We start from the raw sequence: 25,857 nt of genomic DNA on the forward strand, positions 1-25,857 counted from the left end.
TGCCGTCGGTCAGGGCAGGATCTCGACGTACCCGTCGCTGCCGTGCACGCGGATCCGCTGCCCGTCGCGAATCAGCCGGGTGGCGTCGAGCACGCTGACGACAGCCGGCAGGCCATACTCCCTCGCGATCACCGCGCCGTGCGTCATCAACCCGCCGACCTCCGTCACCAGCCCGGCGATACCGACGAACAGAGGCGTCCAGCTCGGGTCCGTGTGGGCAGTGACGAGGATGTCACCCGCTTCGAGGTCGGCCTGCGCCATGTCCAGGATGACGCGGGCGCGTCCTTCGACAGTCCCGGCGGACACCGGCACACCGGCCAGGGCGCCGGCCGGCACGTCGTCGCGTCGGTACGTCCCGGTGATCGCCTCGCCGTCGGAGGTCAGCACCCTCGGCGGGGTGAGCGTCTGGTACGACCGGAACGCGTCCCGGCGCTGCCGGATCAGCTCGTCGTCCACCCGGTGCGAGCGGACGACCTCGTGGAACTCCTGGAACGTGAGGTAGAAGACGTCTTCGGCCTCGGTGAGCACGCCGGCCCGCACCAGCCGCTTGGCCTCGGCCAACAGGGCCTGCTTGTAGACGAAGTAGCGGCTGATGATGTCGTACTTCGGGTACTCCCGGTAGCCGATGAAGGCCCGTACCCGGTCGATCATCCGCGCGGTCTCGTCGGCCTTCTGCTGCCCGTCCGGCAGCGCCCGCAGGCGCGTCAACACCTCCTGCGCCTGCTGCCGCGCCTGCTGTCGGCCCTGCTCGAAGCGGCGCCGGGCCGCGCCCGGCTCGAAGAGCTTGACGTTGTCCAGCAGCACGGGCACCAGCGTGCCGGGGCGTTCGCTCCACCGCGGCCTGGTGATGTCGATCTCGCCGACGCAGCGCATGCCGTACCGGTCGAGATACGCCTCGATGGCGGCGCGCGCCTCGGCCCCGCCCACGACCTTCGGCAACTCGTCGAGGAAGTCGTCCTGCGCGACGCCGTCGTGTGCGACGTCCTGGAGCAACGTCACCACCTCCGGATAGGGACGGACCACGTCGGCGACGTCGAGCAGCGCCAGCCCCATCTCCGATGTGACGTTGCCGGGAGCGGAGAGGGTGAGAGTGTCCGCGGCGCTCTTCTCGCCCAGCCACTCGTGCAGCCGGTCGTTGAGCCACCAGGTGGCCTCCATGCCGGCCATGATCGCCTGCATGTTCAGCGGATCACCGAGGACCCGCTTGTGCTCCTGGAAGGCCTCCAGCAGGAAGTCGAACAGCGCCGTACCGGTCACCGTCGCGATGTCGCGCCGCAGCGCGGCGATGGACGCCTCGCTGCGCTCGATCAGCTCGGTGACGACGGCCGGGTCGGTCTCGGTCGCGGTGGACGCGCCGCCGGTCGTCGGCCTGCCGGGAGCGCCGCCGTCCGGGAGCGTCGGAACGAAGTCCCCACGGTCGATCAGGGTCTCCAGCGCGTCCCTCATCAGCGGATCGTCGCGCCCCGCCATCGTGAGGAAGCCGGCGCGGCTGGCGGGTGAGGCCAACAGTCGGGTGGCGTCGACGAACAGCCTCCCGCCGGCCGCCAGCATCGGGGCCATGGCGGTCAACTGCCACATGGACAGCCCCAGCGGCCGCATCGCGTCGGTCATCATCTGCTGGTGACCGACCGAGAGGTAGACGTGGTTCTCCTGGTCATCGGCCGCCGGGATGGGGAACAGCGTGGTGATCGGCCGGCTCTGCACGATCTGGAAGTCGTCGTCGACCAGGCACCACTCGATGTCCTGCGGGCGGCCGAAGTGCGCCTCGATCCGTCGACCGAGCCGCACGAGTCGCACCACCTGAGCCGGCGTCAGCGCCGGCTGCTCCTGCCGCCGCCTGTCGATCTCCACTTCCCGCGTGCCGCCGCCGGGCAGCGCGGCGACGGCACGCTGCTTCGCGGCGACAGTGCCGGCGACGACCTCGCCGTCGCGCACCGTGAAGACGTCCGGGTTCACCAGGCCGGACACCAGGGCCTCGCCGAGGCCGAAGCTGGCGTCCACCGTCGCGACCTTCCGGTTGCCCGTCACCGGGTCCGCCGTGAACAGGATGCCGGAGGCATCCGGAAAAACCATCTGCTGTACGACGACAGCCATCTGGACGGTGCGGTGGTCGATGCCGTTGCGCAGGCGGTAGATGACGGCCCGCTCGGTGAACAGTGACGCCCAGCACCGGCTGACGTGCCGCAGGATCGCCTCCGGCCCTACCACGTTCAGGTAGGTGTCGTGCTGGCCGGCGAAGGACGCGGTGGGCGTGTCCTCCGCCGTCGCGCTGGACCGCACGGCGTAGGCGGCCTGCTCGCCGAACCGGGCGAGCGCGCCGGTGATCGCGGCGGCCAGGTCGCCCGGGATCGGGGTCTCCTCGACGCCGCGGCGGATCTGCGCGCTGAGCGTGCGAATCGCCTCCCGGTCGTCCGGGCTCAGGCGCGACAGCTGATCGAGCCGATCGTCGATCGCCGGGGTCCGCGCCATGATCCGCCGGAAGGCGGCCGTCGTCACGCAGAACCCCGCCGGCACCCGGATGTCGTCGATCCGGGACAGCGCGCCCAGGTGCGCGGCCTTGCCGCCGACGACCGACACCTGCGTCTCGTCGACCTCTCGAAGATCCAACAGCGGTGCCCGGTCGCCGTGATCCCCGTCCATCGACAACACACCCACGTCGCGCCCCCGTTACCTCGTTTGTGCTGGTCCGGCCGCCGATTCTGCGCCACGACCGGGGTCTTGCCGCAAGCCCCCGGGTGCGGTATACGTTAGAAGTGGCAGGGAGAGTGATCTCCTTGCCTTTTGTTGTTCTCCGGGGCTGCCGGGCCCCGCTCAGTCGTCGGGGAGCCGGCGCGGCTCGATTCTCAGCCCTCGACTGATTTGCCAGGAGGCGGTCGGCCAGGCCGCGATGAAGCCGGCTATCAGCCCGAGCTGACCGGCGAACCAGAACGTGGGGCTGTCGGGTCGCAGGGGCGGTTCCGGCAAGACCACGCGATGCGCGAGGGTCAGCCACAGGAACAGCGCCACCTCGAACGCGGTGATGGTCAGCAGCTCGATCCTGCCGACGTTCGACAGCGCGTGCCTGACCTTCGTCAGGCTGCGACCCGGCCCGGCGAAGTACCGGAAGAGCACGGCGATCGTCACCGCCATCAGGTAGTCCCCGGCGTAGTCGAGCCACAGCGGGTCCTCGGCCGGGTCGAATCTCACGGCGTACAGGGCGACCTCGGCGACGATGAACCCGAGAGCGCAGTGCGCGCCGCAGCGGGACACATGGGTGACGACGATGGCCCGGCGGGGCCGGCGCGGTTGCCCCTCCTGCCGCCGCCGAGAGAACGCCTCGGGCCTGCCCCAGTTCCAGTAGAGGCGGACGGCGGCCGGGCCGATGTAGAGGACGGTCACCAGCCAGACGATCTCCATGACTCGGACCGGCTGACGGTTTCCGCGGAGATAGGTGTCGGCCAGCACGACAGCGACGCTGACGACGCCGACCGCGAGCGAAGCCCACGAGAGCGCTACGAGCCAGGTTGGCTGCATCCCCGCCCCTTCCGCCAGCCGGGCGAGTCTTTCACGGCGTACTCGAACGGATCGGCGGATCGGACGTTCCCGCGTGCCGGCGCGGACTGTTTCACCCTCCCCGGCCCCACCCGGACGGTGGAGGGAACCAGCCGGTCGCTGCCGTACGGTGCGAGGGTGACGAGTGCCCCTCGCGAAGCGGAAGCGCGTGTCGGCCCGATCGGCGCGCTGCTCAGCCGAATCGTCTTCCTGGCCATCTGCCTACCCGGACCGGTCCTGCTCGTCGCCGCCGTGACACTGAACCCACCACGATCGTCCAGGGACTTCTGGGGTCTGCTGGTGGGTGGCGTCCTGGCGACAGCCATCGGTGTCGGGTTCGGCGTCTTCGGTTGGCGCGTGGTCGCCCGATCCCGTCGCGACACGCGTCGGCTGGCCGCGGCTGGCGTCGCCGCGACGGCAGAGGTTCTCCAGGTGGCGAACCACCTGGACGGCGAGAACCCCGGGCTGGAACTCCGCCTGCGGATCAGCGGGCCGGGGTTCACCCCGTTCGAGGCGGACACGATCCGCGCGGACGATCCGGCGCTCGTGCCGGGCGCGGTGCTGGCCGCCGTGGTGGACCCCACCGACCGCCTCTTCGCGATCATCTGAGTCGGTTCCGACGTGGACGGCGACGTCGTCCGGATCTCGGAACCGCACGTCAACGAACTACTGTCGGCGAACTTCTGGTGGTTGCGGGGCGACGATCGGGACATCGTGATCGACGCCGGGCTTGGCGTCGTCGCCCTGCGGGAGGCGATTCCGGGCCTGTTCGAGCGCGATCCGATGGTCGTGCTCACCCACGCGCACCTGGATCACGTCGGTGGGGCGGCGGAGTTCGGGGACCGGGCCGCCCACCCCGCCGAGGCGGGGATCTTGGCGGCGGGCGTACCGGCGAGCCTGTACGGCGCGGAACTCTTCGACAAACTCGGGATCGACGCCGCCGGAGAAGCTGTTCCGGAGCTCATGATCGACGTCCTGCCCGATCCCGCCTACGACCCGGCCGCCTACCGCGTCGCACCGATGACCCTGCACCGCCTGCTCGACGACGGCGACCGGATCGACCTGGGCGGGCGGGTGCTGACAGTGCTGCACCTTCCCGGCCACACGCCGGGAAGCATCGCCCTGCTCGAGGAGCACACCGGGACCCTGTACTCGGGCGACATCATCTACGAGGGCGCCCTGATCGACGATCTGCCGAACTCCGACGTGGCCGCATACCGGCGAAGCATGCAGGTCCTCGTCGACCTCGACGTGTCCCTCGTCCATCCCGGCCACGGGGGCAGCTTCGAGCGGACGCGCCTTCGCCAGTTGGCCGAGACCTACCTGCGCAGGACGGCCGTCGGCAGTACCGATAAGGAAAGCCGACATATAGCATAATTCGCGGGGTGCCTCCCCAAAGGGAAACCTCACGGCTTACCCGTAGCCCGGGCCGGTTGCTGGCCTTCAGCGACGGTGTCTTCGCGATCGCCGTGACGCTCCTCGTGCTGGAGATCCAACCGCCCCACGACTTCGGGCGCCTCGTCCAGGGGCTGGGTGAACTGTGGCCGTCGTACCTGGCGTACACGTTGAGCTTCCTGCTCATCGGGCAGGTGTGGGTGAATCACCACGTCATGTTCGACCGAGTCCGGCACGTCGACCGAGGGGTCCTGTTCCTCAACACCTTGCTCCTGATGGTCATCGCGTTCCTGCCGTTCTCCACGTCACTGCTCGCCGAGGCGTTGCGCGCGGAGCAGGGGCTACGCGCGTCGGTCGTCGTCTACGGCGGCACACTGTGGACGGCGGCGGCCCTCTTCAACATCGTGTGGGCGCACCTGCGGCGGGCCAAACTGCTGGACCCCGGCCTCGGTCCCTTCGGTGCGCGGGCCATCGGTCGCCGCTTCGCGCTCGCGCTGGTCTGGATCGGCTCCGGCATCCTCGTCGGCGCGTTCGTGCCGATCGCCGGTGTGGCCATCATCGCCGCGTTCCTGCCCGCCTACTACCTGCCCATCCGCGGCGAGTACGGCCAGGACGACACCGCCGCCGAGCAACCGGCCGACTAACTAGAGTCGGTGCCATGCGGATCAGGATCGACGGCAGCGATCTCCCAGGTCAGCGCCCCGGTGCGGAGGCCGACGCGCTGCGGCGGGGCAACGTGCACGTCGGGGTGCAGCGCAAGGCCGAGGTCGTCGATCAGGTGCCGGCCGACGCGGCCAACGCCACCTGGTCCTTCGAGGTGTCCAGCCGCGAGGTCGACGGTGCGCTCGACGTCGGTGGCCCCTGGGTGCACGGCCGCCCAGGGGCGCGGTTTCTCTATCTGAGCTGGGGCGCGGTGACCCACGACGGCTTCGCGATGTTCCGACGAGCGAAGTTGATGTTCACCGACGTACCGACCGAGCTGCTGCGCCGCCCACGAGGGCAACGGGACGCTGGTCGGCCGGGTCGGGTTGACCGATGCCGCCGGTGAGCCGATCTGCGCTCGGGTGCACCCGCCCGCCATCGCCTGGGCGGTGGAGTGAGTGTCGCCGGAGACTAGCTGCCGAAGTCGACGCCATTGAGGGAGACGGAGCGGTACGCGGCGAGGTGCTCGGCCTGCGCGGTGATGGCCTTACGCGTGGCGTCCGACAACCGCTGCCACGGCTGGACGGCGACAGTCAACGCCCTGCCGGACTTGCGGGGCCGCCAGGTGCCCACCAGCTCACCGTCGACCAGGACGGCGCCGGGGCGACCCAACACCGGCCACAGCTCCTTTGCATGGGCGGCGTCCGGCACCAGCGTGGCCCGGTCCTTGGCCTGGAGGAAAAGGTCGAACGGGCCGAGCAGTCGGGTGACAGCGCCGTCGGCGGACTCCAGCGACTCCTCGTCGGCGGCCAGCAGTGAGCGCACCTCGCGGTCGACAGTCACCTCGATCACGTCGTCGGGCCAGCGCGCCTTCACGTCCTTCACCGGGGCGTCGAGGTAGTCGGCGACCTGTTTCGGGGTGGCCGGACCGAGCAGGCGAAGATACGCGCGGATGAGGTCGAAGCGGTCACCCGCGGCGGCTGCTTTCCTGAACCCGGTGATGCGCCGCAGGACCGGGGGTGAGGTGTCGAGTTGCAACTCCAGTCCGGCCCGCAGGGCGGCGAGCCGGAACGGCATTTCGTAGAGGTGCGTGGCGTCGCACGGGCGGCAATACCGCAGGTAGGGCTCGGGCAGCATGGTGGCCAGGCGGCCGGAGACGTCCCCCTTGACCGTCGGCGTGCTGACGATGGCCCGCATCCGGTCGGCGATCTCGTCCAGGGCCGTGAGGGTGTCGATGCCGGCGGCCTTCAACGGTTTCGCGGCGTCGTAGATGCGCTTGCCCGCGTCGGCCGAGGAGTGGGGTTCGACGGCGGCCGCCACCGTCGCGACGTCGGCCCGGCGGTAGAGGTGGGGAGCGCCACGCACCGTCCACAGCAGGACCAGGTCGGTGTCGGACACCGCGGTCACGTCGACTCCGCGTACCGCCAGCGCCCACCGCCCGCCGTCCGGACCGGTGTTCTGCACCCCGAGGTCCAGGACGGCGGTGTCGGCGAGCGTGCCCTCGTCCCGGTCGAGCTGCTGGGCCCGGACCCGGAAGTTCATCACCTGGTGCCGATCGACCATGTCAGCACCCTAGTGGGGGCGGCGCGCCCGGTGGGACCAGGCGCGCAGCGCCCATTCGACGGGGCCGTAGCGGAACCGTCGCAACCACCACGAGCTGACCACCAGCTGCACCGCGACGATCACCAGGGCGATCAGCAGTGTCTGTGCCGGCGAGGTACGGCCGACCAGGCCCCACCCGACGCCGGTGAAGACGAGCACGCACACGAGCGACTGGGCCAGGTAGTTCGTGAGGGCCATCCGCCCAGCGGGCGCGAATGCGTCCGCGAGGCGCGGCCACCGCGTGAACAGGCGCAGCAGGGTCGCGGCGTAGGCGGCGGCCAGGAACGGGGCGGTGACGATGCTGACCATCAGTCCGGTCAGGTTCGCCGTGGAACCACCGACCGCGAACACGACGGCGCCGGCCAGACCGATCGGGTACCCCACCCGTTCGCACCGGCGTAGCAGGTCCTGGTGGGCGGGCACGGTGGCGAGCAGCCGGTGCTTGCCGGCGGCGAGGCCGACGAGGAACGCCGCGAACGCCAGCGGCCCCTGCACGGCGAGACCGCCGATCATCGCCGGCATCGACCGCAGGTGCTCCACGACGACATCGCCGAGGCCGCCACCCAGAGCCAGCGTGGAGCGCGCACCGGCGCTGAGCGCGGCGGCCTCGTCCGGAACCAGCGTGGCGCCGAGGACCGCGGCGACCCCGACCACCACGGCGATGCCGCCGATGATGGACGCCGCCGCGATCAGCGCGGTGCGGGGCTCGACCCGCCGGACCGCGAGCAGCACGAGACCGAGCAGCGCGTACGTGGCGAGGATGTCGCCGTGGAACAGCAGCACCGCGTGCAGCACGCCGAGGACGAACAACCCGGAGAGTCGGCGCAGGAACGCCGGGCGGAACGCCACTCCGCGCCGAGCCGCCGACTCGAGTTGCAGAGTGAAGCTGTAGCCGAACAGAAAGGCGAACAGCAGGTACGCCTTCATCGCGAAGAACAGCTCCACCGCGCCAGCGATCAGCAGGTCGACGGTGCCGCGCGCCGGATCGTCGACCAGGTGAAAGTCGTAGCCGGAGCTGAAGAACGCGATGTTCACCAGCAGGATGAGCAGCAGCGCGCTTCCGCGCAGTGCGTCCACGACGGTGATGCGGGCGAGGGAGTCCCCGGGCGAGGGCTGTGGGTGGCCGTCGTCCGGTCGGTCGAGCCGTGTCACATTCATGGTGTCCAGCCTCCGGAGCGCAGCCCGCTGCCGTGAAGTATTTCCGTCACACGAACTGTCGTGACGAAAAGACACCATCCCTACGGCGGGGGAGGCGATTTCCCTCCGCGCGGCGATCCGCTCGTCGCGCCGTTCGGCGACGGTGATCTCAGGGTGCCAACGCCCGCCGCTGATGGAGACGACGCCGTGACTCGAACACCACACACGAACGCCATGCCCGCCCCGCCGCCGCCCTGGGCCCGCCGAGCCGGACACGTGGCGTGGATCGCCCCCGTACTGGGGTTCATCCCGCTGCACGTGCCCTGGATTCTCGGCATCCCGCTGTTCGCCAATCCCGACCCGTTCCGCGAGTGGTACCACGGTCGCGGGCCCGGGGTGGGGGACCACCCCGTCGACGGGTTCCTGGGGCTGCCGGCCGGCGCGTTCTACCTGGGCCTCCTGTGCGTCCTCGCCGGGCTCGGCGGCGCGCTGGCGCTGGGGCTCATTCAGGACTGGGGCATGGTCTTCCCCCGGTGGGTGCCGTGGCTGCGCGGACGTCGGGTGCCACAGTGGGTGCCGCTGACGCCGACGGTGCTGGGATCCGCCCTGATGATCGGCTACTCGGCGACCCTGCCGTGGCAGTTCGCCGCGGACCTGCGGGAGTCCAGTGCGGAGGACATCTTCACCCCGACCGGCGTTCTGATCGGTCTCCCGCTTCTGCTGGCCTGGACGGTCGCGTTGCCGCTGGCCGGGTGGTCCTACTACCGCCGTACCCGTCCGGCGTGAGTCACAGCCAGCGAGGACGGGGTTGACCTTGACACAGTGACAAGGTCTTCACTGGGGGTGGAAAGGGGTGATTCCGATGACCACGCCGAAACAGGACATGAACGCGATGAGGGTTCTCCGAGGGCTGGAGAGCAGCGACTCGTCGGTGCGGCTGCGCACGGCACTGACGATCGGTACGACCCCTGACCCGCAGCTGGTCGACACGCTCATCGAGCGATGCGCGGTCGAGCCCGAGTTCTCCGTACGCGAGATGCTCAGCTGGGCACTCCTGCGCTACCCACCGGCACTGACCGTTGCGAAGCTCACCGATGAACTCCACTCGGAGCGCGCGCAGGCCCGAAGTCAGGCATTGCACACGCTGTCCAAGATCGGGGACCGGCGAGCCTGGCCGGCGATCACCCGAGCGCTGCTGACCGACGCCGACGGTGAGGTGGCGCGCAGCGCCTGGCGCGCGGCGGTCGCGCTCGTACCCTCCGGTGGGGAGCCCGAGTTGGCCACGGTGTTGTCGACGCAGCTCGGGCGGGGCGGGCCTGAGATGCAGTTGAGCCTCAGCCGGGCGCTGATCGCGCTCGGCGAGGTGATCATGCCGATCCTGCGCGCCGCGATGGCGGATCTCGACCCGCGCGTACGTGCCCACGCGGTGGCCACAGAACGTCTGACGCAGGACCCGGATGCCGGGTTCGAGTTCGCGATCGAGGCGGCGAAGCGTGTGCTCGCCCTCGGTCCGACGCACGAGAAGGGATGACGCCAGGTGTTGATCGGTGAGGTGGCGCGACGGTCCGGGGTCAGCGCCCGCATGCTGAGGCATTACGACGCGCTCGGGTTGATCCGGCCCACTGGTCGCACCGGTTCCGGCTATCGCGAGTACACCAGCGAGGACATCCGGCTGATCTTCCACGTCGAGAGCCTGCGGTCGTTGGGCCTGTCGCTACGTGACGTCCGCCGCGCGCTCGACGATCCCGGCTTCACCCCCGCCGAACTCGTCAACGACCTCATCCGGCGAACGCGACTGCGCATCGCGGATGAGACGGAGCTGCTCACCCGACTCCGTCGGATCGGTGCCGCAGACCCCTCCGACTGGGAGGACGTCCTTCAGGCCGTCACACTCCTGCGAGCACTGGGGTCGGAAAGCGCGGGCACCCGCCAACGCGCCGCCCTGTCCTCGGTCGGTGAGGGGCCGGTGCCGGTGGAGGCACTTGTCGAGGCGGTGCTGAGTGAGTCGGACCCGAACGTCGCCGGAGCTCTGCGCTGGGCGCTGGCGCAGTCCGGCGACGGCGGGTTGGCGTTGCTGGCCGAGGGTCTCGGCTCCCCGGAAGCCGAGGTACGCAGGCGTGCCGTTCAGTCCGTCGCCGAGATCCCGCACGCCGCGGCGACCGACGTGCTGCGGGACGCCCTCACGCACCCCGACGTCGTGGTCGGCGGGTACGCGGCTCTGGCGCTCGGGGCGCGCGGAGTGGCGGACGCGCTACCAACGTTGATCGACATGGTTGTCGAGGAGACCAAGGGCGTCGACGCCGCCGACGCGTTGAGCCTGCTGGCGGCCGATCCCGGGCTGGCAGACCAGATTGCGACCCGGCTCGTTGCCTGCCTCGGACGGAGCGGTGTCGCACCGTCCGCACGACGGCGGCTGACCGAGGCGTTGGCGGACATTCCGGGGAGCACGGCCGTACGCGCCCTCACGGACCTGTCGCACGACGAGGACCGCGCCGTCGCACTGACGGCGACCTCCATCCTCGCGCTCCGTGCGGCGGCTTCGCCCTGACCGAACACTGTGGAGCGGGCGAGGCGTCGAGCGGTTGATCATCCTTTGGACTTCGACTATCGTCCGCGTCCGTGAAATCTTCCCGCCTTGCCTCTGCCCTGTTGATCGTTGCCGTTACGACAGCCCTCGCCGCCTGCGGCGACGGTGACAAGGCGACGACCGCCGGACCCACCACGCCCGCTCCCACCTCCGCAGCCCCGTCCGCGGTGGCCACCTCCGCTGCCGCCACGCCGACCTCGTCTTCCGCGGCGGGCGCGGCGACCGACAAGCAGCTCTGCGAGGCGGTGAAGAAGGCCAGCGACGAGATGAGGACCGAGATGGTGAAGGTCGCCACGACTGGCGACGCGTCGGCGGCGGACTTCAAGAAGATCCTGACCGGGCTGGAGCAGAAGGTGACCACTGTCGCCTCGACCGGCGAGGGCAAGTTGGCCGACGCCCTGCGGACGTTCGCCGCCGAGGCGGCCAAGGCTGCGGCCGCGGCGGACCCGGCGACCGCCGCCGACAACCCGGCCTTCGAGAAGGCCGGCAAGGAGATCAGCGCCGCGTGCAAGGCCAACGGGGTCAGCATGGTTCTCTGACCGTCGCGGCCCGATCGGCTCGGGTGTGATGACCGACGGCCCCCACGCCTGAGCGTGGGGGCCGTCAGTCGACAGCGGAGGCGGTGGTCAGCCGCCGGCGAAGGTCGTGTCGACGCCACACTTGGCGTTCTGGTTGAGGCAGGACTTCACCAGGTCGCCGAGACGCTCCGGCTCCCAGGCGTTCATGAAGTCGCCGTGCATCGATGACGGCTTGCCGGAGGAGAGGCTGAGGCCGTCACCGCCCAGCGACTCGTAGTTGACCATGAAGGAGAGGTCCGGCACGGCCACCGGGTACTTGCCGGTGCAGACGCCGTTCACCGGGTCGCCCATGTGCGACTTGTGATCGGGTGAGTCGATGTTCTTGCCGTCCCAGCAATCCTTGAACACGAGCTGGAAGATGAGGTTGCCGCCGGGGGCGCACCTCGGCCAGTTGCCGTCGGCGCTGCGGCCGATCTCGGCGCTGCCCGCGCACCAGAACTGGTTGCTGCCGGCGTTCTTCGGAGTGTCGACCTGCCGCTTGGCGTCGCCTTCGACCACCACCAGGCCCGGCGGGAAGGGCTTGACGGTCGACGGGTCCTTGACCCGCGAGCCGTAGTAGATGCGCATGCTCTTGATCGGCACGGCCTTGCCGTCCTTGCGCAGCTCCGGGGTCCAGTAGGCGCTCTTGTCTCCCGGGGCGTTGCAGGTGTTCGCCGCGGCGAACAGCTTGTCCGTCGTGCTGAAGGCGTCGATCTTCGGGCCGAAGAAGGTGTGCATGTGCGAGGCGCCCGTGAGGCCCGGCAGGACGATCGGGTCGTCCGGGGCGGAATTCGCGACGCCGCAGTCGGTGTGGAACTCCGGCACCCGGGTGGTGCCCGGAGGCACCGCCTTCGGCTTGATGGCGTCGAAGGCGGCGAGTTCCTTGCTCCACTTGGCCTGGTCGACGGGCACCCAGCCGCCGGCCGGAGCGCTCGGCGGGACGGACGTCGACGTCGACGGGGACGCGGTGGCCGTGGAACTCGGCGTGGCCGAAGGGGCGGCCGACGTGCTCGGCGTGGCCGACGCGCTCGGCGACGTGCCCGTCGCGGGGCCGAACGTGAACCAGTTCACGTTCACGAAATCCGACGTCGAGGTGCTCGTCATGACCGCGAAGACGGTCTGCGCGCCGGCCGGCACAGCGGACGCCTTCGCGGTGACGGTCGTCCACTTCTGCCAGCCGCCGGTCTGGACGATCGGGAAGCTGGCCAGCAGTGGGCCGTTCTGCGCGCCGAGGCGCAACTCGACAGTGCCGCCGGCAGCGTTGTGCGAGGCGACCCGGGCCGTCAGGTCGACGCCAGTTACCGACACACCGTCGAAGCGCAGCCAGTCGCCGCCGGCGAGCCAGCCAACGTTCCGGCCGCCGTCGGCGTCGCCGGTGCCCTCGGTCTGCGCCCCCGACTGTGCCGCGAAGGCCTCTGCCTGCACCCGGCCGGGCACGACGACCTCTTCGGCCTGGGCGCCGGCGATGTAGATGCCGCTGCCGGCCAGCGCGGCGACGACAGCGGAGGCGAGCGTGATACGAGTGAGGCGACGGCGCTTTCGTGCCCGATCCGGCGGTGCGACGTGCGCGGGGGGAGTCCGCATTACCAGTGGTTTCCTTCGAGTCGACGATAAAGCTCTGTTGGAAGGAGTATGTGCACGTCAGGGGCCTGCATCAACTCGCAGGGAAAGAATTAAGGAGGCCGGTCGACACGTGCCCTGGCAGCCAGCGTGACGGCTCCGGATGACAATTTTTCGGTCGTACAGTCTTAAGTTTCCGTTAAGTCCCGTCGCCCCGTTCTGGTTCGATGATTACGAGTTTCGCGTAACGAATTGCTGTCGAATTCTCGACCTCAGTAGCTGACCGGTTCGACGCGGATGGTCGGCGACAGCGCGCGTAGGAAGTCGGCCGCGTCGAACATCTCACCGGCGGAGGCGACGCCGCTGGTCCTCGTCCGACCATCGAGGACGCGCCCGACCGCTTCCACGGCCAGGGGCGCGCTGACGGCGTAGATGTCGCGACCACTGGCCACGACACGGCGGCGCGCGTCGCCGCGACGCACGATGACGTCGACAGTGAACGTCTGCGCTGACCGGCCCCGCCCGTCGACCGCGACCGGCGGCGCCGCCGCGGCGGTCAGGTCGGTGGCGGCGTCGACGGTCATGTAGGTGCGGACCTCGGGGATGGCCAGGTGACGGGGGATGGTGACGACGTCGGCCATGGTGAACTCCCCGAGAACGGTGCGCCGGCCCAGCGGCGCGGGAAAGTCCCAGTCCAGCCTCGGCAGCTCCCCGCCGGACCGGTACTCCAACCGGCCACCGGTGTAGCGGACCCGGTGGCCTGCGCGACGCTCGCGGGAGACGACACCCGCGGCGACCGTTCCGGCCGTCGGGTGCCAGCTGTTCAGTCCGTACGCGACGTGCGCCTCGTCGGCCGACGTCCAGTCGCCCATCGCCGTCGTCGCGAGCAGGTCACCGAGCCCGCCGAAGAAGGCCATCGCGGGGACCACCGCGACACCGGCCACCCGGGCGCGCTCGGTGAAATGGGTGAACGTGTCGAGGTTGGCCTCGATCTCGGCCGCCACGTCCACGTACGGGATCCCGGCGCGCAGCGCGGCCTCGATCACACCGGCGGCGGTCGACGCGAACGGGCCGGCGCAGTTGATGACCGCGTCCACGCCGGTCAGCGCCGCGTCGAGCGAGGCCGGATCGTCGGCCGACGCCACCCGGTAGCCGAGCCCGAACGCCGCCAGCCGGCGCGGGTCACGGCCCACCGGCAGGGCTTCGAACCCGCGCTCGCTCAGCTCCGCCATCACGAACCGTCCAGTGTGCCCGTACGCTCCGAACACCGCCACGCTGTGGCCCATCGCTGCCTCCTTGAAGATCGACTGGACCCAGCCTCCCGCAGCGGCCGGCGACCGACCAGTGTCGGAAACGCCAACTCCCGTACAGTTTCGGACATGGCCCTTGTCGCGATCGCCGCCACCGACGGGATGCTGCACTTCGAGCTGGCCCTGGCCTGCGAGGTCTTCGCCCACGATCCCTCCGGCCTGGCCGACCCCTGGTACGACGTGGCGATCTGCGGTCCCGGCCCGGTCCGGATCGGCCGTTTCCTGCTGGCGCCCGACGACGGGTTGGACCGGCTCGCTCGCGCCGACACGGTGATCGTCCCGTCGGTCGAGGACGTCGACGCTGATGTACCCCCCGACCTGCTCGACGCGGTCCGCGCGGCCCACCGGGCGGGCGCCCGGATGGTCTCGCTGTGCACCGGCGCGTTCGTGCTGGCCGCCGCCGGGGTGCTCGACGGGTTGCGGGCCACCACGCACTGGGCGCACACCGAGGCGCTGGCCGCCCGCTTTCCCCGGGTACGGGTCGACCCGGACGTGCTCTACGTCGACAACGGCAGCGTGCTCGCCTCCGCCGGGAAGGCCGCCGCGATCGACCTGTGCCTGCACCTGATCCGCCGCGACCACGGCTCGACCGTCGCCAACGCCGTCGCCCGCCGCCTGGTCGTGCCTCCGCACCGCGCCGGTGGTCAGGCCCAGTACGTCACCACCCCGGTGCCCGCCCGTGACGACCACCCGCTGGCCACCCTGTTTCCCTGGGCGCTGGCCCGCCTGGACCGGCCGCTGACCGTCGAGGACCTGGCCCGGCAGGCGAACATGAGCGCACGCAACCTGGCCCGCCACTTCCGTTCGGTCACCGGCACCACACCACTGCTGTGGCTGTCGACGCAACGGGTCCGCCACGCCCAGGAGCTGCTGGAACGGACCGACGACAGCATCGACGCCGTCGCCGAGGCGGCCGGCATGGGCACCGCCGCGACGCTGCGTCGACACTTCCACCGCACCGTCGGCGTGCCCCCGGACGCGTACCGGCGCACCTTCCGCAGCGCCTGAGCGCACAGCCTCCCCGGCCGTCCACAGGACTGGACGGCCGGGGGAGGCCACCGGCAGGCCGACGGAGGCTGAATCGCTCAGACGGCGGTGCGGCCACCGTCGGCGTCCAGAATCACGCCGGTGACGAACCGTGCCTCGTCGCTGACGAGGAACGCGATGACGGCCGCGATGTCCTCGGGATCGGCGATGAAACCCAGCGGGGCCTGGGCCGCGAGCTGTTCCAGACCCTCGCCCAGGGCTTCGGATCCCGGAGTGCGGGTCGGGCCGGGACGCACGGAGTTCACGCGCACTCCCTGCGGGCCGAACTCAGCTGCCCAGCTCTTGGTCAGCAGGTCCAGGGCGGCTTTGCTCGCGCCGTAGACCGACAGTCCCGGAAGGGCGACTTCGGCGGCGAGGGTGGAGACGTTGACGATCGCTCCACCGCCTCGTGCCGCCATCGCGGGCGCAAGGTTCGCGACCAGATAGAACGGCGCCTTCAGGTTCGTGCCCAGCACCGCGTCGAAGGTCGACTCTTCGGTGCCCGCGGTCGGTCCGCCGGCTCCGATCGCCGCGTTGTTGACGAGGATGTCGAGGGTTCCGCCTGCGGACTCGGCGGCCTGGGTGGCCTTGGCCGCGAGTTCTCCAGCGGATTGCGCGTCGCGGAGATCGGCGGCGACAAAGTCGGCGTTGCCTCCCTCAGCGTGGATCTGCTCCACCACTGTCAGTCCTCGTTCGGCATTGCGCCCGGAGACGATGACACGGACACCAGCGCGAGCGAGCGTGAGTGCGGTGGCGCGGCCGATTCCACTCGTCGAGCCGGTGACGAGAGCGGTAGTGGTTTTCATGGGAACTCCTTGCCGGGCGGTCTCAAATGGGCTTGATGGGGAGACGATGCGGATACGTACAACGTACGTAAGCGTGACTCGCGTACGCTGTACGTGTCAAGTGACGTCGGGCACGTCGTCGGAGGAGCCAGCATGAGAGCCCGTTTCACACTCACCGACATCCAGCAGCACGCGCTGGTGATCGTCGACCGGGATGGCCTGGCCGGACTCACCATGCGATCCCTCGCGGCGTCCCTGAAGACCGGCGCCATGACCCTCTACAACTACGTCGACAGCCGCGAAGCCCTCGAGGAACTCGTGGTCGACGCCGTCTCGTCCCGCGTCCAGATCCCGGAGCCAACCGACGATTGGCTGGCCGACACGCGAGCCGTGGCCACCGCCATGTGGAGGACCTTCCGCGCACACCCGGCGGTCATCCCGCTCATCCTCACCCGTCGCACGTCCTCGCGAGCCAGCCTCGCTCCAGCCGAGGCGCTCGCGGCAGCCCTCGCTCGCGGAGGTCTGGACGGCCTCGACCTGTTCGTCGCGTTCCGCGCCGTCTCGGCGTTTGTCACTGGCATCGCGCAGAACGAGCTAGCCGGCGCGCTCAGCCACGAGCAGGATCCCGCCTCCGCCGCCCGTCGCATCGAAGCGCTGGCGCAAGGTGCTCTACCGACGCTCGCTGAACTAGCCCCGGTCGGGGCTGAGTTCACCGGCCAGGAATTCGAGCGTGGACTCACGCTCGTCCTCAACGGCATCACGCACACTCCCCGCCCGTTCAGCCCTCACGATCAGGCAGGTCGTTGACGCCGATCTCCTGCTGGGCGGACGTCGTGGTGGGACGCCGGGGCGTCGCCGACGCACCTGCGCGCCGAGTGGGAGGCCGACGAGCTGTGGGTGACCTGGCTCGACTGGCTCCGGGAGACGCGTAACCGCTGCGGCTTCACCGTCAGTTGAGCGTCTCCCTAGCGCTGGTCGGGTCGCTGGCGGGCGAACGCGTCGCGCTTGCCCCAACGGCCGGGGATGTCCAGGAGCGCGATCCGTCCGAAGGTGGCGGGTAGCGCCGGGTCCACGGCCAGGTGGTCTTCGTGCGGGTTGATACCGAGCATGGTGCGGATCAGCAGCATGGTGGCGCCGCTGGACCACGCCTGCGGACTGCCGGCGGTCGGGTACCGGATCGGGAACCGGGTGGTGTCGCGGTCGAACCCGCCGAACGCCTCGGGTAACCGACCCTCGAAGTAGGTGGCGGCGGAGAGGATGCCCTCGGCGATGCGGGCCGCCTCGTTGCCGAACCCGTAACGGCGCAGACCCCAGGCGATGAAGGAATTGTCGAACGGCCAGACCGTGCCGTTGTGGTAGCCGAGCGGGTTGTAGCGACGCTGCCCCTCGGCGAACGTCCGCACCCCCCAACCGGAGAAGAGAGCCGGCCCCATCAGGTGCTCGACCACCCGTTCAGCCCGCTCCGGAGGCACGATGCCGCTCCACAACAGATGCCCGATGTTGGACGACAGGCTGTCCACGGGAGTGCCGTCGTGGTCGAGCGCGAGGGCGTAGAAGCCGCGGTCCTCAAGCCAGAAGTCCCGGTTGAACCGGTCGTACAGGGCCGCCGCCTCGCTCTCCAACCGCTCGGCGTAGGCAGTGTCGCCCCAGAAGGTACGGGCCAGTCGTGCCCCCCGGATCTTCGCGTCGTAGGCGTACCCCTGAGTTTCGCAGGTGGCCCTCGGGAAGCCCGGCAGCCGGCCGTCGGCGTAGGAGATGCTGTCCCAGGAGTCCTTCCAGCACTGGTTGTCCAGGCCGGTGGCGCGGTTGCGTCGCTGGTACCAGACGTAGCCGGTGGAGGTCAGGTCCGCGTACCTGTCGATCCAGGCCAGGGCCGCGCGGACCTCCTGCTCCAACTCCATCACCAGCGCGATGTCGCCGCTCCACCGCTCGTACTCGTCGAGCAGCACCACGAACAACGGTGATGCGTCCACGGTGCCGTAGTAGGGGGAGTGCGGCTGCTCCTCGAACGCGGCCGACTCCCCGTAGCGCAACTCGTGCAGGATCCGGCCCGGGTCCTCCTCCAGCACGTCGTCGGTCCGCACGCCCTGCAACGACGCGAGGATCCGCAGTGTCGGTGGGGTCAGCGACGGGGTGACGGGCAGGGTCTGCAAGCAGGTCAGAATGCTGTCGCGGCCGAACAGGGTCATGAACCAGGGCAACCCGGCCGCGGGTACGCTCGCGCCGCTGAGCGAGAGCGGGGCGAAGCGCAGCGCCGCCAGGTCCACCAGGCTGCGGTGGTAGACCTGCTGGAGGCCGACGCTCTCGGTGTCCAGGGTCGGGGCCGCCGCGACCCAGGCACGCACGCTCGCGGGCAGGGTGGAGTCGTCCGGCCGTTGGGCGCGCAGGGCGGCGCGCAGGTCGACGCCGTCCGGACGCAACGCCAGCATGACGGCCTGCAACCGGGTCGACCACTGCTGCTCGGGGCGTAGCCGGACCGCGAACCGGAGGCCGCCCGAGTCGAACTCCGCGGGCTCGCTCGCCGACACGACGACCTCACGTCGGTAGGTGCCGCGCCGGTAGCCCAGGCGCAACTCGTTCGGGCCGACGTGCGTGTAGTGCTCGCCGGACTTGTCGCCGACGTCGAACTTGATCTCGAAGATGTCGGCGAAGTCGGCAGCCACCTCCAGACGTACGTCGAGCGTCATGTCCCGCTCGCCGTAATTGAAGATCGTCAGCGACTCGGTGAGGTCCGGGCCGATGCGCCTGCGCCGAATGGCCGACACGTCGGCCTCCACGTAGTCCACCGCCGCGCCCGGAACCGCGAAGAACGTGACCTCGAAGTACTGGCTGTCGTCCACCGACAGCGCGGTCATGCACTCGCCGTTGACGGTGAGCCGCCAGCGGGACAGGAAGCGCGTGTCAGCGGCGAAGAGGCCGACCGGGGTGCTCGGGGACGACTGCACGTCGCCGCTGGCGTCGGACACCATGAAGGTGTTCCCGTCGATGCACGCCACCGTGCCCGCGATGTCCCTCATCGGTCACGTCCCACGTCGGGATCCTCGCGCTGAAGCCGCCCGGGCTCTCGCGGAAACAGTCGCCCGATGCGCAACGCCAGAGCGAGATCACCGTCGACCATGATCTCGCCACGGGTGATCGCCGCCAGCCCGTTGACCTCGCCCCGCGCCATCGCCTCCGCGAGCTGCGCGGACACCTGGATCACAGTGGTGGCGGGGCCACCGCTTCGGGTCACCCGCATCCGGCCATGATCGATGTCGAGCAGCCACTGCTCCAGGTTGCCGTCGTCGCGGATGTCGAATCGCACGCTGCCGCAGACCTTGCTGAACCGTGGATCCTGGCCAGCGACCGTCAACCGCTCGAAGAAGGCGCTGGTCTCCGACATCCCCACCTCCTCCGGGCGCTGGTAAGAGCGGATGCCGGCTACCCGCTGCCACGCACTCCTAACGCCGGGTGGTGCCCCCTTGTTCACTTGCGAGCGAGAAACGGGCCCGGGAGAAGGTTCCGGTGACCGGCCAGAATCCGGTCAGTCGAGGTTGAAGTCCACCACGACCGGCGCCCGGCGGACCCGCACGGCAGTCGCGGCGTCGAAGCCGGCGGCGTCGTGGTGCCAGACCGACGGGGCGTACGCGCAGTCGCAGCGCAGCTTCACCCGCTGCCCCGGGAGCAGGCGCAGGGCGTAACCGTCACCCACGTCCGCCACGCCGGCCAGGTCCCCGGTGGCCGCGTCGAACGCGATCACCTGGCCGTAGGTGAGCAGCTCGTCGACCCGTACCGCCCCGGTGAGCGGTGTCCCGGCGGGCAGCGCCTGATTCAGCGTCGCCGTCTGCTGGGCGCGGACCCGCACCGGCCGCGCCTGCTGTCGAGCGCCCACCCCACCGGACCACACAGTGGCCAGCCCGGCGGCGACGAACTGCACCGGCCAGTGGTACGGGCCGAGGCCGGTGATCGTGTAACGGCCGTCCTCGTCGGTGGTCGGGCCGTGGTCGTCGTACTTCGGGTGTGGCACGTAGGGCACCACCATGACCAGCGCACGGGGGATCGGCGCGCCCGTCGCCGCGTTGGTCACCACTCCGACGACGGTGCCTGGCGGGTCGAGCCGGATGGTCGGCGCGCTGGTCACCACGCCGGGCCGCACCTGAATCACCTGTGCCCGCTCGCGTTCACCGGTGCCGCCGTGCCGGCCGACCCACTGCATGCCGTACGCCGCCCTGTCGTAGGGGCTCACCAGCAGCCGGTACCTCCCCGGGGCGACGTCCCCGGTCACCAGGACGCCCTGCTCGTCGGCGCAACCCCCGTACCGTCCGAGTTGGTCCTCACCGATGCCGACCGCCGACAACGCCGCGGCGTCCACCGGGACGAGCGCGGCGCAGGCCCGGGGGACCGGCGCGCCGGTGGCCGCGTCGCGCACCACGGTGCGGACGCCGCCGGGCGCGGTCGACCCGGGGGTACGCGCGGCGGCCGGTGCGGCGGCCTCCCCGACGAGCAGTGCGACGGCGACGGTGGCGGTGAGATAGCGCAGGAGAGCCCGGCTCATGGGGGTGTCCTTCCGGCGGCGCGGCGGGTTGGGCCGACGGTAACGGTGTTCATGTGATCCAAATCGGTCAATGTCGCGATGCCGACCGTCACGGCACCGCGTTCCCGCCCACACCGGCCGCAACGGATGTTCTGCCCCGAACCCGGCGCATCTGGCACCGGTACGACATAGCGTCACGGGGGCGGGGACCACGGCCGCCCCCGTCGACGAACCGGGCGGCGACGCCCACCGGAAGGGACCGGACATGAGTCGTGTCGACACTGTGCTCCTGCCGGAGCTGGACGGGCCGGTGCCGGCGACGCTGCCGAGCGCGCTCGGCCTGCTGAGCCTGGCCCTGGGAGTGGGCGCGCTGGTCGCGCCCGGACCCATCGCCCGGATGGCGGGGGTGGACGACTCCCCGGCCGCGCGCTCCGTGCTTCCGGCCATCGGCCTGCGCGAGCTGGGCAGCGCCGCCGGCCTGCTCAGCGGCCGTCGCCCGGCCGGCTGGGTTTGGAGCCGGGTGGCCGGCGACGCCATGGACCTCACACTGCTCGGGCGGGCCCTCGCTGACCGCGGCGGTGAACGGCGCCGCCGGGTCGCGCTGACCACCCTCGCCATCGCCGGCATCACCGCCGTCGACGTGCTCGCCGCCGTACGCGTCGGGCGCGCTCGACGGGCCCGCGCCCGGGTGATCAGGATGCAGATCGCGGTGACGGTGAACAGGTCGCCCGCCGAGGCGTACCGGTTCTGGCGGGACATGGAGAACCTGCCCCGGTTCATGGCGCACCTGGAGTCCGTCCGCGCCGACGACCTGCGCCGCTCGCACTGGATCGCCCGTGGTCCGGCCGGACGCCGCGTCGAGTGGGACGCCGAAATCATCGACGACCAGCCGAACAAGTCGATCACCTGGCGATCGCTGCCGGGGACCCGGGTGCCCAACGCCGGCCGGGTCCGGTTCGTGCCCGCACCCGGCGACCGGGGGACCGAGGTGCGGGTGGAGCTGCGCTACGCGCCGCCGGCCGGCGCGTTCGGCCGAGCGGTGGCGAAGCTCTTCGGTGAGGAACCCGAGCAGCAGGTCCGTGACGACCTGCGCCGGTTCAAGCAGGTGTTGGAGACCGGCGAGGTCGTTCGCTCCGAGGGCAGCCCCAACGGCATCTCCGTACGCCAACAGGCCATGCAGCGACCCGCCCAGCCGCTGCCGGCGTCCCGTCGCTGACCGTCCGAGCTCTCCGAAAGGGACCGAGAATGAAGGCCACCGCCTGGATGGGCGCCGACAGCGTCAAGGTCATCGACGTACCCGACCCGAAGATCATGAACGCCCGGGACGCGATCGTCCGGATCAGCACCACAGCGATCTGCGGCTCCGACCTGCACCTCTACCACGGCTACATCCCCGCGATGCGCAAGGGCGACATCCTCGGCCACGAGTTCATGGGCGAGGTGGTGGAGGTGGGCCCGCAGGTTCGCAACCTCGCTCCCGGCGACCGGGTGGTGGTGCCCTTCCCGATCGCCTGCGGGCACTGCTCGTCCTGCCAGCGCGGCCTCTACTCGGTCTGCGAGAACTCCAACCCGAACGCCGGCATCGCCGAGAAGATCATGGGGCACTCGCCGGCCGGCATCTTCGGCTACTCGCACCTGCTCGGCGGCTACGCCGGTGGCCAGGCCGAGTACGCCCGGGTGCCGTTCGCCGACGTCGGCCCGGTCAAGGTGCCCGACGAGATCAGCGACGACCAGGCGGTCATGCTGGCCGACGTGTTCCCCACCGGCTACATGGGCGCCGAGATGTGCGACATCAAACCCGGGCAGGTGATCGCCGTCTGGGGTGCCGGGCCGGTCGGGCTGCTCGCCGCGGCCAGCGCCCGGCTGCTCGGCGCGGAGCGGGTGATCGTCATCGACCGGTTCCCGTACCGGCTGCGGTTGGCCGAGGAGCACATCGACGCCGAGACGATCAACTACGAGGAAGCCGACGTGCTGGACACCCTCAACGAGATGACCGCCGGCCGGGGCCCCGACGCGTGCATCGACGCGGTGGGCCTGGAGGGCCACCACGGCAACGCCGCCATGTACGCGTACGACAGGGCCAAGCAGGCCGCGCGAGTCGAGACGGAACGGCCGTTCGCGCTGCGGCAGGCGATCCTCGCCTGCCGCTCCGGCGGGGTGGTCTCGGTCGTCGGCGCGTACGGCGGCTTCGTCGACAAGTTCCCGATGGGCGCGTTCATGAACCGCTCGCTGATCATGCGGACCGGTCAGTGCCACGTCCAGCGCTACACCCGACCGCTACTGGAGCGAATCCAGCGCGGCGAGATCGACCCGAGCTTCATCGTCAGCCACCGGATGCCGCTACGCGACGCGCCCAAGGGCTACAAGATCTTCCAGAAGAAGCAGGACGACTGCACGAAGGTGCTGCTCAAGGTGTGACCGGCGGCCAGGTCTGCCGGCGGGGGAGTGCGTCGCGCGCTGCCTGTGGAGTTGATGTCGCAAACGATTCAGCTCCACAGGAGCCGACCACCACCCCGGGTCGCACTGCGCGAGGGCGGCCTACCAGCCCGACCACCGTTGCGATCAATGCACTAGTCGGGACCAACCAGGAGGACGAAGGCGCGTGCCAGGCCGAAACGGTCGGTACGCGGCCAGTCCAGGGCGGCGAGCGCCGCAGCGGACGGTTCGTGCCGCTGGCCGTTGATCCGGACCTCGCACTCGGTGGAGTCACCGCCCTGGCCGAGGAGCATGCGAACGCCGTTGAGGTACGGGCGGTCGAGCCCGGCCGCGATCACCGGCGCCAGGGTGGACCACGGCATCGCCTCGGCGAACCACTCCTGCTTAGCCTGCGATCCGTCAACGGACCACCCGGTCACGCTGCCGACTATCGCGTGCCAGCCGGCGAAGCCGCCCTGGTCACCGGACCTGAAGTGGTTCGCCAGTCGCCCTTGCTGCTCGATCATCTCCAGGACCGTCACCAGGCAGGTCTCAATCCACGCCTGGATCGCCTGACGGGCCGCCTCGACCGGATCAGCCGCGAGGCCAAGCGTGCAGTCGACGACCGTTGGCACGTCCGGCCGGTCGACGTTCAGCAGGATCTCCAGGTCCAGGTGGCGGTAGTCGTCACTGTCCGACGGAAGAACCCGGACACCCAACGATCCCGACCGCAGCATCGGCCCTTCGGTCAGCAGCCACTCGCCACCGACCTCGGCAAGCATCGGCGCGGCAAGCTCCAGCACACGCTCGGCAGGGAGGGGCTGTGGGGTCGGCCGCTGGTCGATCATGGATGCACAGTACCGGGCCGGCTGCGGCCGGTTGCCGAGCCCGACCCGGCGCGACGGCTACCCGCACAGCCGGTTGCGCGACGACCCGCCCCCCGGGGACCCCACGCCGCTGGTCTGAGGCCTAGCGCGGGCGGACCCCCGGCTCCACCGTCAGGGTCCCTGCCGTGGCGTCGATAGTGGCGCGCGAGCCCAGCGGAACGGTGAGCTGCCCGTTGCCGTGCCCCAGCCGTAGCCCGCCCAGGACCGGCACGCCAAGGTCGTACAGGCGGTCCTTGAGCACCGCCGCCGCGTCCCACTCGCCCGGTTCACCGACACTGTTGGTGATCTGGCCGATGACCACACCGGCGACCCTGTGCAGCACGCCCACCCGGCGCAGCTCGGTCAGCATGCTGTCGATGCTGTACGGAGCCTCGTCCACGTCCTCGAAGAAGAGGATCGCGCCGTCGAACTTCGGCGAGTCCTCCGCGCCGAGCGAGGTGGAGATCAGCGTCAGGCAGCCGCCGAGCAGGGGCCCCGATGCCCGCCCCGGCACCACCACGGAAGCGGCAGTCTCGGCCGGGTCCCGGGAGATCGTGACCGGTGCGTTGGTCATCACCGCCCTGCGGAGCGCCTCGGCCGACTCGGGGCCGGTGCGGGCGTCACTCCAGTTGACCATGGGGCCGTAGAAGGTCACCAGGCCGGTGTCGCGCCAGAGCTTGCCGTGGATGCTGGTGATGTCGCTGAAGCCGACGACCACCCGAGGGTCCCGGCGCAGAACGGAGACGTCGATGCGGTCGACGATCCGCTGGGTGCCGTAACCGCCGCGGGCGGCGAAGACGGCCCGGATGCCCGGGTCGGTGAGGGCGGCGTTCAGGTCGGCCAGCCGCTGCGCGTCGGTGCCGGCCAGATAGCCGTACTTGGTGAAGACGTGCTTGCCCAGCTCGACCTCCAGGCCCCAGCTGCGCAGGATCTCGATGCCGCGGGCCATGTTCGTGGGGTCGGGCGTGCTGCCGGGCGAGACGACCCGGACCCGGTCGCCGGCTGCCAGCGCCGGTGCCCGCAGGACGCGCTTCGCGCCAGCCGGCGCAGCCTGCGCGGACGTGGCCTCCGCCGAGCCGACGAGCACCGCGCCACCGGCCGCCGCCGCTCCCATCCGCAGCATGTGTCGACGGGACAGGGGCGCCCGCGCGGGCCCCTGGATAGCGGCTGGGTCTGTTCCAGAAGTGGCCACCGGCGTCCCCTCATCGTGATCAGACGATGCGTGCGAGCTGCCACAGCCTACGACGATCGCCGATCCCGATGGGGGTCCACAAGGGACACTTCCAGCCGACCGAGTACGCGTGCCCCTGCGGCAGCGGGCCGGGCTTCCGACCTGGCCCGATCTGACTCAGCTCGCGACCCGAGTGACGTGACTGGCATGTTTGTGCGGCCCCGCCCACCGATGGCGAAAAGTCCGGATCCGCCCGTGACCCCGTTTGTCGCCAGGGAGCCTGGGAACTCGCCCCGTTCGTCCGCAGGCAGGCCTGACGGCTGGCCGACGAGACCGAAGGAGCGGGGCATGGAGTACGAGCAGATGATCGCCACGGTACGACAGCGCGCGGGCCTCGGTGAGAACGAGGCCGTACGGTCCATACAGGCCGTCCTGTCGGTGCTCGGTGAGAGGCTCGCCGGACAGGAGGCGGACCACCTGGCGGCACAGCTACCGGAGCGCCTGAACGGGTCCGTCACCCGCAACGCGCAGGGCCGCCGGTGGGACGTCGGCGAGTTTCTGAAGCACGTCGGGGACCGCGAACAGGTCGCGAACGCGGACCAGGTGCGTCAACACGCCCAGGCGGTGTTGCGTACCGTCGCCGAGGCGCTGAACGACGACGAGCGGCACGACCTGCTCGCCCAGCTTCCCGACGGCATCATCGATCTCTTCGGTGTTCCCACCCCGCGAGGCTGAGCCCCGCGCCGATCGAGCCGACCGT

At 70.5% G+C, this 25,857-nt stretch carries 26 protein-coding genes; 14 read left to right on the forward strand and 12 right to left on the reverse strand.

The window, feature by feature from the left end; translation table 11 throughout:
- Positions 1 to 9: 9 nt before the first annotated feature.
- Together rph and OHB44_RS15665 are read right to left on the reverse strand one after the other, a co-directional pair.
- Positions 10 to 2,640, reverse strand: a complete 2,631-nt coding sequence (rph, locus tag OHB44_RS15660; protein ID WP_330441106.1) for a rifamycin-inactivating phosphotransferase — start codon at positions 2,638 to 2,640, stop codon at positions 10 to 12.
- 171 nt (positions 2,641 to 2,811) lie between these two features.
- Positions 2,812 to 3,513, reverse strand: a complete 702-nt coding sequence (locus tag OHB44_RS15665; protein ID WP_330441107.1) for a DUF4396 domain-containing protein — start codon at positions 3,511 to 3,513, stop codon at positions 2,812 to 2,814.
- 156 nt (positions 3,514 to 3,669) lie between these two features.
- On the opposite strand from OHB44_RS15665, the gene OHB44_RS15670 reads away from it, so the two are divergent.
- The 5 genes from OHB44_RS15670 to OHB44_RS15690 are packed head-to-tail and all read left to right on the forward strand — an operon-like array spanning position 3,670 to position 6,026.
- The gene (locus OHB44_RS15670; RefSeq protein WP_238685923.1) at positions 3,670 to 4,140 is read left to right on the forward strand and encodes a hypothetical protein; all 471 of its coding nucleotides are present in this window, start codon (positions 3,670 to 3,672) and stop codon (positions 4,138 to 4,140) included.
- Between the two features lie 12 nt (positions 4,141 to 4,152).
- The gene (locus OHB44_RS15675) at positions 4,153 to 4,908 is read left to right on the forward strand and encodes an MBL fold metallo-hydrolase (protein WP_330441108.1); all 756 of its coding nucleotides are present in this window, start codon (positions 4,153 to 4,155) and stop codon (positions 4,906 to 4,908) included.
- Between the two features lie 56 nt (positions 4,909 to 4,964).
- Entirely contained in the window at positions 4,965 to 5,570 is a 606-nt protein-coding gene (locus tag OHB44_RS15680) for a TMEM175 family protein (RefSeq protein WP_238685921.1), read from the forward strand.
- Between the two features lie 14 nt (positions 5,571 to 5,584).
- Positions 5,585 to 5,974 carry a DUF5990 family protein gene (locus OHB44_RS15685; RefSeq protein WP_330441109.1) on the forward strand — a complete coding sequence of 130 codons (390 nt, stop codon included), beginning with the start codon at positions 5,585 to 5,587 and terminating at the stop codon, positions 5,972 to 5,974.
- A complete protein-coding gene (locus tag OHB44_RS15690; protein WP_330441236.1) occupies positions 5,955 to 6,026 on the forward strand; it encodes a DUF5990 family protein in 72 nt (23 codons plus the stop codon). Before OHB44_RS15685 ends, OHB44_RS15690 begins: the two co-directional genes overlap by 20 nt.
- Before the next feature lie 13 nt (positions 6,027 to 6,039).
- On the opposite strand, the gene OHB44_RS15695 is transcribed toward OHB44_RS15690, so the two are convergent.
- Together OHB44_RS15695 and OHB44_RS15700 are read right to left on the reverse strand one after the other, a co-directional pair.
- Positions 6,040 to 7,131: a winged helix DNA-binding domain-containing protein gene (locus tag OHB44_RS15695; protein WP_330441110.1), complete on the reverse strand. Its 1,092-nt coding sequence runs from the start codon at positions 7,129 to 7,131 to the stop codon at positions 6,040 to 6,042.
- A gap of 9 nt (positions 7,132 to 7,140) precedes the next feature.
- On the reverse strand, positions 7,141 to 8,328 hold the full coding sequence (locus OHB44_RS15700) for a DUF418 domain-containing protein (RefSeq protein ID WP_330441111.1): 1,188 nt from the start codon (positions 8,326 to 8,328) through the stop codon (positions 7,141 to 7,143).
- A 186-nt stretch (positions 8,329 to 8,514) separates the two neighbouring features.
- Between OHB44_RS15700 and OHB44_RS15705 the strand changes: the two genes are divergently transcribed.
- The 4 genes from OHB44_RS15705 to OHB44_RS15720 all read left to right on the forward strand — a co-directional run bounded on the left by OHB44_RS15705 (position 8,515) and on the right by OHB44_RS15720 (position 11,433).
- On the forward strand, positions 8,515 to 9,093 hold the full coding sequence (locus OHB44_RS15705; RefSeq protein ID WP_330441112.1) for a hypothetical protein: 579 nt from the start codon (positions 8,515 to 8,517) through the stop codon (positions 9,091 to 9,093).
- Positions 9,094 to 9,169: 76 nt separating this feature from the next.
- Positions 9,170 to 9,838, forward strand: a complete 669-nt coding sequence (locus OHB44_RS15710; protein WP_442932673.1) for a HEAT repeat domain-containing protein — start codon at positions 9,170 to 9,172, stop codon at positions 9,836 to 9,838.
- Between the two features lie 6 nt (positions 9,839 to 9,844).
- Positions 9,845 to 10,855 carry a HEAT repeat domain-containing protein gene (locus OHB44_RS15715; protein ID WP_330441113.1) on the forward strand — a complete coding sequence of 337 codons (1,011 nt, stop codon included), beginning with the start codon at positions 9,845 to 9,847 and terminating at the stop codon, positions 10,853 to 10,855.
- Between the two features lie 71 nt (positions 10,856 to 10,926).
- Positions 10,927 to 11,433, forward strand: coding sequence for a hypothetical protein (locus OHB44_RS15720; protein ID WP_330441114.1), 507 nt, complete (start codon positions 10,927 to 10,929; stop codon positions 11,431 to 11,433).
- Between the two features lie 87 nt (positions 11,434 to 11,520).
- Here the strand turns inward: OHB44_RS15720 and OHB44_RS15725 are convergent, their stop codons facing one another.
- Both OHB44_RS15725 and OHB44_RS15730 read right to left on the reverse strand, forming a co-directional pair.
- Positions 11,521 to 13,035 carry a DUF1996 domain-containing protein gene (locus tag OHB44_RS15725; RefSeq protein WP_330441115.1) on the reverse strand — a complete coding sequence of 505 codons (1,515 nt, stop codon included), beginning with the start codon at positions 13,033 to 13,035 and terminating at the stop codon, positions 11,521 to 11,523.
- Positions 13,036 to 13,283: 248 nt separating this feature from the next.
- Complete coding sequence (locus OHB44_RS15730; RefSeq protein ID WP_330441116.1) at positions 13,284 to 14,297, reverse strand: saccharopine dehydrogenase NADP-binding domain-containing protein; 1,014 nt, start codon at positions 14,295 to 14,297, stop codon at positions 13,284 to 13,286.
- A 93-nt stretch (positions 14,298 to 14,390) separates the two neighbouring features.
- Between OHB44_RS15730 and OHB44_RS15735 the strand changes: the two genes are divergently transcribed.
- Entirely contained in the window at positions 14,391 to 15,329 is a 939-nt protein-coding gene (locus tag OHB44_RS15735) for a helix-turn-helix domain-containing protein (protein ID WP_238685912.1), read from the forward strand.
- A 77-nt stretch (positions 15,330 to 15,406) separates the two neighbouring features.
- On the opposite strand, the gene OHB44_RS15740 is transcribed toward OHB44_RS15735, so the two are convergent.
- A complete protein-coding gene (locus OHB44_RS15740) occupies positions 15,407 to 16,153 on the reverse strand; it encodes an SDR family NAD(P)-dependent oxidoreductase (RefSeq protein WP_238685911.1) in 747 nt (248 codons plus the stop codon).
- 132 nt (positions 16,154 to 16,285) lie between these two features.
- Here OHB44_RS15740 and OHB44_RS15745 point away from each other — a divergent pair, with 132 nt between their 5' ends.
- Entirely contained in the window at positions 16,286 to 16,939 is a 654-nt protein-coding gene (locus tag OHB44_RS15745; protein ID WP_238685910.1) for a TetR/AcrR family transcriptional regulator, read from the forward strand.
- Positions 16,940 to 17,097: 158 nt separating this feature from the next.
- On the opposite strand, the gene OHB44_RS15750 is transcribed toward OHB44_RS15745, so the two are convergent.
- From OHB44_RS15750 to OHB44_RS15760, 3 genes are all read right to left on the reverse strand, one after another.
- Positions 17,098 to 19,149, reverse strand: coding sequence for an amylo-alpha-1,6-glucosidase (locus OHB44_RS15750; protein ID WP_330441117.1), 2,052 nt, complete (start codon positions 19,147 to 19,149; stop codon positions 17,098 to 17,100).
- Positions 19,146 to 19,514 carry an SCP2 sterol-binding domain-containing protein gene (locus OHB44_RS15755; RefSeq protein ID WP_330441118.1) on the reverse strand — a complete coding sequence of 123 codons (369 nt, stop codon included), beginning with the start codon at positions 19,512 to 19,514 and terminating at the stop codon, positions 19,146 to 19,148. Before OHB44_RS15755 ends, OHB44_RS15750 begins: the two co-directional genes overlap by 4 nt.
- A gap of 141 nt (positions 19,515 to 19,655) precedes the next feature.
- On the reverse strand, positions 19,656 to 20,666 hold the full coding sequence (locus tag OHB44_RS15760) for a carboxypeptidase-like regulatory domain-containing protein (RefSeq protein WP_330441119.1): 1,011 nt from the start codon (positions 20,664 to 20,666) through the stop codon (positions 19,656 to 19,658).
- Positions 20,667 to 20,910: 244 nt separating this feature from the next.
- On the opposite strand from OHB44_RS15760, the gene OHB44_RS15765 reads away from it, so the two are divergent.
- Together OHB44_RS15765 and OHB44_RS15770 are read left to right on the forward strand one after the other, a co-directional pair.
- Complete coding sequence (locus tag OHB44_RS15765) at positions 20,911 to 21,861, forward strand: SRPBCC family protein (protein WP_330441120.1); 951 nt, start codon at positions 20,911 to 20,913, stop codon at positions 21,859 to 21,861.
- Positions 21,862 to 21,890: 29 nt separating this feature from the next.
- Entirely contained in the window at positions 21,891 to 23,063 is a 1,173-nt protein-coding gene (locus tag OHB44_RS15770; protein WP_330441121.1) for a zinc-dependent alcohol dehydrogenase, read from the forward strand.
- Between the two features lie 152 nt (positions 23,064 to 23,215).
- Here OHB44_RS15770 and OHB44_RS15775 read toward each other — a convergent pair whose 3' ends face one another.
- Both OHB44_RS15775 and OHB44_RS15780 read right to left on the reverse strand, forming a co-directional pair.
- Complete coding sequence (locus OHB44_RS15775; RefSeq protein ID WP_266302662.1) at positions 23,216 to 23,908, reverse strand: DUF6348 family protein; 693 nt, start codon at positions 23,906 to 23,908, stop codon at positions 23,216 to 23,218.
- Between the two features lie 121 nt (positions 23,909 to 24,029).
- Positions 24,030 to 25,049 carry a S66 peptidase family protein gene (locus tag OHB44_RS15780; protein ID WP_330441122.1) on the reverse strand — a complete coding sequence of 340 codons (1,020 nt, stop codon included), beginning with the start codon at positions 25,047 to 25,049 and terminating at the stop codon, positions 24,030 to 24,032.
- A gap of 396 nt (positions 25,050 to 25,445) precedes the next feature.
- Between OHB44_RS15780 and OHB44_RS15785 the strand changes: the two genes are divergently transcribed.
- On the forward strand, positions 25,446 to 25,832 hold the full coding sequence (locus OHB44_RS15785) for a DUF2267 domain-containing protein (protein WP_330441123.1): 387 nt from the start codon (positions 25,446 to 25,448) through the stop codon (positions 25,830 to 25,832).
- Positions 25,833 to 25,857 lie beyond the last annotated feature (25 nt).

It is taken from the genome of Micromonospora sp. NBC_00821, assembly GCF_036347035.1.
GTDB lineage: Bacteria > Actinomycetota > Actinomycetes > Mycobacteriales > Micromonosporaceae > Micromonospora > Micromonospora hortensis.

Excerpts from the sequence above, each read along its gene's own strand:
- rph (WP_330441106.1), bottom strand. The coding sequence starts at position 2,640 with ATGGACGGGGATCACGGCGACCGGGCACCGCTGTTGGATCTTCGAGAG.
- OHB44_RS15665 (WP_330441107.1), bottom strand. The coding sequence starts at position 3,513 with ATGCAGCCAACCTGGCTCGTAGCGCTCTCGTGGGCTTCGCTCGCGGTC.
- OHB44_RS15685 (WP_330441109.1), top strand. The coding sequence starts at position 5,585 with ATGCGGATCAGGATCGACGGCAGCGATCTCCCAGGTCAGCGCCCCGGT.
- OHB44_RS15695 (WP_330441110.1), bottom strand. The coding sequence starts at position 7,131 with ATGGTCGATCGGCACCAGGTGATGAACTTCCGGGTCCGGGCCCAGCAG.
- OHB44_RS15700 (WP_330441111.1), bottom strand. The coding sequence starts at position 8,328 with ATGAATGTGACACGGCTCGACCGACCGGACGACGGCCACCCACAGCCC.
- OHB44_RS15710 (WP_442932673.1), top strand. The coding sequence starts at position 9,170 with ATGACCACGCCGAAACAGGACATGAACGCGATGAGGGTTCTCCGAGGG.
- OHB44_RS15725 (WP_330441115.1), bottom strand. The coding sequence starts at position 13,035 with ATGCGGACTCCCCCCGCGCACGTCGCACCGCCGGATCGGGCACGAAAG.
- OHB44_RS15730 (WP_330441116.1), bottom strand. The coding sequence starts at position 14,297 with ATGGGCCACAGCGTGGCGGTGTTCGGAGCGTACGGGCACACTGGACGG.
- OHB44_RS15735 (WP_238685912.1), top strand. The coding sequence starts at position 14,391 with ATGGCCCTTGTCGCGATCGCCGCCACCGACGGGATGCTGCACTTCGAG.
- OHB44_RS15740 (WP_238685911.1), bottom strand. The coding sequence starts at position 16,153 with ATGAAAACCACTACCGCTCTCGTCACCGGCTCGACGAGTGGAATCGGC.
- OHB44_RS15745 (WP_238685910.1), top strand. The coding sequence starts at position 16,286 with ATGAGAGCCCGTTTCACACTCACCGACATCCAGCAGCACGCGCTGGTG.
- OHB44_RS15750 (WP_330441117.1), bottom strand. The coding sequence starts at position 19,149 with ATGAGGGACATCGCGGGCACGGTGGCGTGCATCGACGGGAACACCTTC.
- OHB44_RS15755 (WP_330441118.1), bottom strand. The coding sequence starts at position 19,514 with ATGTCGGAGACCAGCGCCTTCTTCGAGCGGTTGACGGTCGCTGGCCAG.
- OHB44_RS15760 (WP_330441119.1), bottom strand. The coding sequence starts at position 20,666 with ATGAGCCGGGCTCTCCTGCGCTATCTCACCGCCACCGTCGCCGTCGCA.
- OHB44_RS15765 (WP_330441120.1), top strand. The coding sequence starts at position 20,911 with ATGAGTCGTGTCGACACTGTGCTCCTGCCGGAGCTGGACGGGCCGGTG.
- OHB44_RS15770 (WP_330441121.1), top strand. The coding sequence starts at position 21,891 with ATGAAGGCCACCGCCTGGATGGGCGCCGACAGCGTCAAGGTCATCGAC.
- OHB44_RS15775 (WP_266302662.1), bottom strand. The coding sequence starts at position 23,908 with ATGATCGACCAGCGGCCGACCCCACAGCCCCTCCCTGCCGAGCGTGTG.
- OHB44_RS15780 (WP_330441122.1), bottom strand. The coding sequence starts at position 25,049 with ATGCTGCGGATGGGAGCGGCGGCGGCCGGTGGCGCGGTGCTCGTCGGC.
- OHB44_RS15785 (WP_330441123.1), top strand. The coding sequence starts at position 25,446 with ATGGAGTACGAGCAGATGATCGCCACGGTACGACAGCGCGCGGGCCTC.